The 7095-nt window shown below is 32.6% G+C and carries 8 protein-coding genes and 1 pseudogene; 3 read left to right on the top strand and 6 right to left on the bottom strand.

Going from position 1 to position 7095, the window contains the following annotated elements; all coding sequences use genetic code 11:
• The 4 genes from AAC147_RS01975 to AAC147_RS01960 form a co-directional block, all read right to left on the bottom strand.
• Positions 1-233, bottom strand: a 233-nt coding sequence (locus tag AAC147_RS01975) for a hypothetical protein (protein WP_231571560.1), incomplete at its 3' end; no start/stop codon positions are given.
• A gap of 53 nt (positions 234-286) precedes the next feature.
• Complete coding sequence (locus AAC147_RS01970; RefSeq protein WP_047685188.1) at positions 287-493, bottom strand: hypothetical protein; 207 nt, start codon at positions 491-493, stop codon at positions 287-289.
• A 3-nt stretch (positions 494-496) separates the two neighbouring features.
• Positions 497-667 (bottom strand): hypothetical protein, encoded by a 171-nt coding sequence (locus AAC147_RS01965; RefSeq protein WP_156115420.1) that lies wholly within the window; start codon positions 665-667, stop codon positions 497-499.
• A gap of 183 nt (positions 668-850) precedes the next feature.
• The gene (locus tag AAC147_RS01960) at positions 851-1399 is read right to left on the bottom strand and encodes a hypothetical protein (RefSeq protein WP_156115419.1); all 549 of its coding nucleotides are present in this window, start codon (positions 1397-1399) and stop codon (positions 851-853) included.
• Positions 1400-1744: 345 nt separating this feature from the next.
• Between AAC147_RS01960 and AAC147_RS01955 the strand changes: the two genes are divergently transcribed.
• The 3 genes from AAC147_RS01955 to AAC147_RS01945 are packed head-to-tail and all read left to right on the top strand — an operon-like array spanning position 1745 to position 5613.
• Positions 1745-3856 carry an AAA family ATPase gene (locus AAC147_RS01955; protein WP_047685191.1) on the top strand — a complete coding sequence of 704 codons (2112 nt, stop codon included), beginning with the start codon at positions 1745-1747 and terminating at the stop codon, positions 3854-3856.
• Between the two features lie 3 nt (positions 3857-3859).
• Positions 3860-4027, top strand: coding sequence for a UvrD-helicase domain-containing protein (locus AAC147_RS01950; RefSeq protein WP_197056415.1), 168 nt, complete (start codon positions 3860-3862; stop codon positions 4025-4027).
• Between the two features lie 50 nt (positions 4028-4077).
• Positions 4078-5613 carry a UvrD-helicase domain-containing protein gene (locus AAC147_RS01945; RefSeq protein ID WP_231571558.1) on the top strand — a complete coding sequence of 512 codons (1536 nt, stop codon included), beginning with the start codon at positions 4078-4080 and terminating at the stop codon, positions 5611-5613.
• A 155-nt stretch (positions 5614-5768) separates the two neighbouring features.
• On the opposite strand, the pseudogene AAC147_RS01940 reads toward AAC147_RS01945, so the two are convergent.
• Together AAC147_RS01940 and AAC147_RS01935 are read right to left on the bottom strand one after the other, a co-directional pair.
• Positions 5769-5993, bottom strand: a pseudogene (locus AAC147_RS01940) (integrase); the annotation flags it as partial.
• A gap of 115 nt (positions 5994-6108) precedes the next feature.
• The gene (locus tag AAC147_RS01935; RefSeq protein ID WP_047685180.1) at positions 6109-7005 is read right to left on the bottom strand and encodes a ParB/RepB/Spo0J family partition protein; all 897 of its coding nucleotides are present in this window, start codon (positions 7003-7005) and stop codon (positions 6109-6111) included.
• Positions 7006-7095 lie beyond the last annotated feature (90 nt).

The following is a 7095-nucleotide window of genomic DNA, read 5'->3' as shown; positions in this document are numbered from 1 at the left end:
ATTATGAAAAGGTATTTAGATACAGTAAAAAGGCAAAAATCATTGAAGTTCTTTAATTTTTTTAAGTTTTTCTTAAATAGTAAACATACAGATAACGATATAAAAAATGGTAAGAAGAAAATAGAATAATTTAATGGTCCAATTATTTCAGAAATTATATAGAAAAATAGTAAAGCATAAATCGTGAAGAAAATAGCATAAATTAGTTTAATAAAAATCTCTTTAGAATTCATATCTCACTCCTTTGAGTAACCAGTGAACAGCAGCATGTTCACTGGCTGTATTGTTAGGCTGCTAACCCTTCGTTAGGACGATCTGAATCCTCTCTGCTATCTTTTTCAGCAGCATAAGTAGATTCACGAGATTTCGTTGACATACCTGAACCATAGATTCGTTGAGCTTCACTATTCTCAGGTTTCCATGCCCAGTTTGAAACATCAACTTTTTGTTCCGATTCCATTTTTTCAAGAAAATTTAAACCAAATACATTCATAGTTCACCTGCTATTTGAAGTTAACCAATTTGCAATGGATCCGGAAATATCCATGCCGGATAAATCTTCGATCCACAACCATTGACCAGCAGAATTCACCTCTAAGAACCACCAGTCATTATTTTCATCAACGATGAAATCTAAAGCCCCATATCGAAGGTTTAACTTAGACATTAAGGAATTTATTTTTTCCTTCACCGAAGTGGGTGCATCAATTTTCCAGTGCGGTGTATTAGGTATATCGTATCTACGCCAGTCTACTTTTGCCTTGTTTGAATGCTGAGAGTCTATAGCACAAGCAAAATGTTCATCTTCAATTACTGTGTATCTAACTTCAAATTTTTTATTAACATATTTTTAAAGAGTAATTGGATTTTCTGAATCGTTTGAGAAATTTTCTAATTGTTCTATAGTTATTTTATTGACATATAGACCTAATATATCACCTGATTCAGAGACATACATATCTTGCGACATGAATTTAACAACCGAGTCAGGATAAGTAGTTAAGAAATTTTTAAGGTCTTGTTTGGAGTTTGAAGTTATAAACGCTGGATTATTTAGCCCAACTTCATTAGCTATTTTATGTTGAAAATACTTGTTATCAGCGAGAGTTGCATCTCTTACATGGTTAAACCAGCAACTTTCAGATAATGCATTATATAGTCCAAAAAGGCTTTTATTCCATTCAGATCGCCATAATCTGAAACCATTACTTTGATCTTGCTGTTGTCCAGAATTGACTTGAACAGATACCCGCCTTGGCCAAACACATTTTATGGATGAATTTTTGATCGTTTTTCCGTTCTGGGAGATAGTCCATTCAGAGCCATCAAAGCTAATTTTGGTATCTTTAAGGGCTTCTATATCTAAATTCAAACGGAAATAGTTATCACCGAGTTTCATCGAAACTATGTCTGCATGAACATCGTTACTGTCAGTAAGTATCAAGATCATTGTTAGGATGTGTCTGAAATTTTTTGTTCATTTAATATCCGATAGTTATGTTGCATCGTCAATATTAATTTTTATCGAGTGCAACCTATTGATTTAAAAGTGATTTAATCGTTATATTGGTTTTCATAATCTAATTTCTATACGATATTATATCTTTTTTTTTAGTCTTTCTTGTAAACTACCTTGCTTTTACTTGACTTAACTAGACTTTTGAACTCGATGGCTTTGTGCTTCTGGTGGCTATGGAGTAATCTAATGTGTAGTAAAACTATGCTAAGGACCCAATCGATTACTATGTATATCAATAAATTAGCTATTAGAAACTATAAAAACTTTCGAAGCTCAAATTTCTACTTTGTTAAAGACTCAGTGAATACAATTATCGGTGAAAATGCTTCGGGAAAAACAAATTTATTTAATGCTATGAGATTGATTCTAGATGATTCTCTTCCAATGAATTCTAGGGTTCTATCTAATGAGGACTTCTACCGTGGATTACCCGAACCTTTTGGTCATTGGATCATAATTACGCTATATTTTGATGATTTAAGTGAGTCGGAGGAAGAACAGGTCCTTGCCAACTATACAGTAAATGATGGTAATGATAAGTCTGTAAAGGAAGGTAATTACACTTTTATATATCGACCAAAATTCCATATTCGACAAAAGTTGTATGAGTTAACATTAGAAGATGAAAATGTGGAAGCAAGATCCGATTCTTTTACTGAATTTGTATCTAATCATATTATTTCTAAAGAAACATATGAAGCCGTGGCTTTTGTTAGAACAAAGGTTGATTTGAATAATGACGAAATTTATAAACAAGTAGTTGGGGATTTTGATAGTTACTCCTTTTCAAATCCTAATGATGATGATGCTACTGTATTAGGGGTTAAGAAACCTCCTTACTTTGCCTTAGGCAGCGAAGTCGCTTGCACTTATGTCAAAGCACTTAGGAATGTAGTTGCAGATCTTAAATATTATAAAACGAATCCATTGTATAAATTACTTACTTTAAAAAGTAAACAAATTGATGATAGAAAAGATATTGTAGAAAATGTTAAAGAGATCAATGGTAAAATCTCTGTCATACCTGAAATTGAGAGATTGAGTAATAAGATATCTGCTTCATTACTTAATACAGTAGGTTCGACTTATTCCCCTAAAATATTAGTATCCTCACAACTTCCAGAGGATTTCACAGAATTAATTCAATCACTTGGTTTAGTAGTTGAAGATTCTCTGGATTACAATGGCTCAGGAAAGATTGATGATCTGAGTCTTGGTGGAGCAAACTTAATTTATCTTGCTTTAAAGTTATATGAATACGAAGAAATAAGGGATAGTGAAGAGCATATTACTCACTTCTTGTTAATTGAAGAGCCCGAAGCACATATTCATAATCATATCCAAAAAACACTTTTCGATAACTTCAATTTTAAAAATACGCAAGTATTTGTTTCTACACATTCAACACAAATTAGTTCTGTATCAAAAATATCATCAATGAATATACTATCACGCCAAAAGGGATTCACTGATGTATATCATCCATCGTATGGTTTGACGCCGAAAGAAATTTCTTCCGTAGAACGATATCTTGATGCAATTCGTAGTGACCTTTTGTTTGCTAAAAGTGTCATTCTGGTAGAAGGTGATGCAGAACTTATTTTAATACCAGCAATGGTAAAAGAAACTTTAGGAATTAGTTTAGATGAGTTGGGCATAAGTCTTATCAAAGTAGATGGCACTGTTTTTAAACATATTTCTAATCTTTTCCATGAAAAACGGTTGAAAAGAAAATGTGCAATTCTCACCGATCTTGATTCGGCCTATGTAAAAGTAGCTGATGATATTTTTGATGCGGATTTTGTCGAATCTCTGGTAGATGCCGAAGACGATGGATTACGAAGAAAAGAAGAGTTAGATAAATATATTGAAGGTAATGAGTTTATTACTGTTCATTACGCGGAAAATACTTTCGAGACTGAGCTTGTTCGCTACGACGAAAATCGTAACTTGTTTATAGAAGTTATGAAAACGGAGTATAAAAAAGAAGCGTGTTTTAAAAGTGCTGAATCAGATGTAAATTCATCTGATCTCAGAGTTCGATATAAAAGAGTATTAAAGTTTGCAAAGAAAATAGGGAAGGGATGGTTGGCTACTGAAATGGTAGAGCATCTTAGTGTTGATAATCGTGTTCCTGATTATATTTTACAGGCCATTCAATTTGTTCTTCGGGATAGAAATGTCGAGCCTATATATCAAAAAATGCTTGATTACAATATGTCTTTAATGGGGGTTAAAGAATTTGACTGTATAAATGCCGAAAAGGATTTTTCTAGTAAAATGATAGAATATAAGAAACACTTCAATGACAGTTTTGTAAGACTGTTGGAGTTATAGTTTATGCCATATAGAAATTTAACTTCTGAGCAAATGGATGCCGTCAAATTCAACGGGAATTTATTATTAACGGCATGTCCAGGGTCAGGTAAAACAAAGACATTGGTTTCTAAACTTTGTTTTATTTTAGAAAATAAAGAACTATTTTGTATAGGTAAAAAAAAAAGATAATTGCTCTTACATATACAAATATAGCAGCCGATACGATTCTTGAACGAATTATGTCATTCGGCATAAGTAGTGAATCATTATGGATTGGAACAATACACAGTTTTTGTTTGAATTGGATTATAAAACCTAATGTAGATAAGATACCAAGACTTTGCCGAGGATTTAGTGTAATTGATGAGCATGAAAAGGAATTTCTCATAAATGAATTAAAAGAAAAGCATGGCTTATCTGCAAATGATAAAGTTTTTACTGATTTAGATTTTAACCTTTGTCAGCTTTATTCCCGTGGGACCAAAGAATATTTGGTTGTAAAAGAATATCATAATCATTTGTATGAGCAAAAGTTAATCGATTTTGATTTGATATTAAATCTGTCTTGTCGGGTGTTGACAAAATACAATGCACTTTGTGAAAGGTTGTCTTTACTTTTAAGGTGTATTTTAGTCGATGAGTATCAAGATACATCTCTTATACAATATGAGATACTCAGACAAATTGTATTAAAGAAAAATACAATGATTACTTTTATTGGAGATAAAGAGCAAGCTATATACACTGGTTTGGGGGCTGTCGTAAAGAATAGAGATGAATTAATTGATTGTTTCCAACTTGATAATCTAACCGAGATGAAATTAACAGGGTGTTTTCGTAGTAGCCAATCTATTGTTGATTTTTATAGTAAATACAAAGACGAAGATTATGATATTAATTCACTTTCAGATAATAAGGATTTCAACTCAGTAATTTTTAAAGAAAGCGAGGTAGATGTTACTCAACTTCCTATTTATGTATCAGGTATTATTAGAACTCATTTAGCTCAGGGAGTGCTTTCAAATGAAATTGCTATTCTGTGTCCTGGTTGGTTTGATGTGATAAAACTGTCTAATGATATTGTTACTCTTAATCCGGATATAGAAATTGATGGAGTCATGATCTCTCCTATACCTAAAAACAATGAAAACCTCTGGCTTGCTTTGGTTAAACTCTTTTTAATTAAGAGGGTCCCATCTAATTTTAATACAAGACAGAAACTATTGCGGGATTTCCTTCAGGAATTAAATGTTGCTGCACCATATACAGAGTCTTTGTCTCCTAAAAAAATATTGAAGATTATAAATAAAATATTATTATCTGTAGATTATAATTGTGAAATTGATGTTTGGTTGAGAGAGGTTATAACGAGATTTTGCCATTCTATTAATTTGAGTATAAGTAATGATAGCTACTATTATCAAGAAATGGATCTTTTGATTAATGCCACATTGAAAAGAATGTTAAAGTATAATATGGCTTATAAAGCAAATGAATTACATTTGTTTTTCAATTTTAGAAGCGGTGTTAAAATCACAACTTGTCATTCGACAAAAGGTGATGAGTATGAAGTGGTCATTTGCACTGGATTACTAAATGGAAAAATACCTAATTGGAATGATATTATAAATTGTAGCTCAGAGCATCAAAATTATATTGCCCGTAGACTTTTATATGTTGTTTCTTCGCGTGCAAAGAAACATTTATACATGATATCAGAGAGAGGTTACAAGACAAAAAGGGGATATCCATATCAGACAACACCACAGCTTTGAACTCGAATTTCTTATATTGTTTGCCAGTTCATACAGAAAATCGCTTTTGTTCGTTACAGCCTATATATCTTGGTTCAGATGCAAGTGATATAAAAACTGAAAGTATGTCTTAGGAGGGAATAAGGGGCTGGGAGATTTAACCCCTTATAAAGTTGTTATGCCGCAATAGCTTTAAATTTTTGAGCAATGACATAATCACTCCACCACTGCATGAGAATCACTCGTTCTGCCAGATATTCTGCTCGATTGTAAGCTGCAATTATTTCATCTTTCTTCGAGTGGGCAAGGGCCGCTTCTAAGACATCTGTCCTAAACTTGCCAGACTCCTCTGCGGCCGTTCTCGCAATAGATCTCATTCCGTTAACCATAAGTTCACCTCCTTAACCCGTTCGAGTGATTACGGCTTATACTGCCAACTTATGCTAATATCTAAGAGAAACCTTTGTGGTTGTGTAAGTATACTTCTTGGTTTATTTCGGCTATATAAAACCATAACTATGACTGGTTGTTTTCAGCAAGAGTCTTATCATCCAAAGAATTTATTCTCGAAATTCTTTTTAACTCATTAAGATAATCAACTTCGTTTTCCAAGAACCAATGAAGAACTTTAGAATTGCCAAGTAATTTATTAATGTACGATTGGATTATAACGAATTTCAACATATCTGAACCATACTCGGTTTGAAGCTTTTTTGTTTCCTCTGAAGTTGTTGCCATTTCCTGTTCCAGACGAAGTATGGTTTTTTTTATGTCCTTTTTATAGGGAGTGTTTTTCCCTTTACTAACTATCATCGATGCCGGTGTTGCATCCAAGATGCTCATTGCAAATTTTTTACTATAATTATCAAAATTAATCATTGTACCGACTGCTTCAATTTGACGAATTGGCTTCATTTTCCTCAAAACATCAAATGTAGCCTTAGGTATAGGTTTATCAGAAAGTTTCGCAATTACACTTGGATCTATGCCGTTCATCACATTAGCTTTATCTTTTATAGCATCAATAGATATGCCCAAAGCAGCACTAAGTTTTTCAATTGAAACTTTTGCCAAGGACTTGATTATCATTCTATGTTTTTCAACTACATTTATATGATTGACTTGTTTGTTAGGAGTGAACGCATCATCTATGCTCGAAAGTATACATGGAGCTTTTTCTATGCCTAAATCTTTTAAAGCCTCAACCCTCAAATGGCCATCGAGTATCTTAATGGCATCTTTATCTTTGTCATAGAACACTATTATTGGTTCAATAATACCTAAGCTTTCAATTGAGGTAACTATTTGATGATATTTATGACTTAGCTTTACATTTTCTAACAATTCCTTAGAGGGAATTAACTTGTTAGTTTCTAAATAAATAAAATTGTCGCCAAAACGTATCTGAATCATTTTGATGCCTCTTTGTTTATTGGATTTAGGATCTGAGATGGCAGTTCTGATAGATTCTCTTGTTCAAGTATAAATAAGCTTTCATAATAA

The sequence above is a fragment of the Xenorhabdus sp. NBAII XenSa04 genome, from assembly GCF_963866145.1.
In the GTDB taxonomy this organism is placed as follows: Bacteria; Pseudomonadota; Gammaproteobacteria; order Enterobacterales; family Enterobacteriaceae; genus Xenorhabdus; species Xenorhabdus indica.
The sequence above is the reverse complement of the archived record's forward strand: the minus strand, read 5'-3'. Positions and strand labels throughout refer to the sequence as shown.

Coding starts and splice junctions, on each gene's coding strand:
- AAC147_RS01970 (WP_047685188.1), bottom strand. CDS start 493: ATGAATGTATTTGGTTTAAATTTTCTTGAAAAAATGGAATCGGAACAA.
- AAC147_RS01965 (WP_156115420.1), bottom strand. CDS start 667: ATGTCTAAGTTAAACCTTCGATATGGGGCTTTAGATTTCATCGTTGAT.
- AAC147_RS01960 (WP_156115419.1), bottom strand. CDS start 1,399: ATGAAACTCGGTGATAACTATTTCCGTTTGAATTTAGATATAGAAGCC.
- AAC147_RS01955 (WP_047685191.1), top strand. CDS start 1,745: ATGTATATCAATAAATTAGCTATTAGAAACTATAAAAACTTTCGAAGC.
- AAC147_RS01950 (WP_197056415.1), top strand. CDS start 3,860: ATGCCATATAGAAATTTAACTTCTGAGCAAATGGATGCCGTCAAATTC.
- AAC147_RS01945 (WP_231571558.1), top strand. CDS start 4,078: ATGTCATTCGGCATAAGTAGTGAATCATTATGGATTGGAACAATACAC.
- AAC147_RS01935 (WP_047685180.1), bottom strand. CDS start 7,005: ATGATTCAGATACGTTTTGGCGACAATTTTATTTATTTAGAAACTAAC.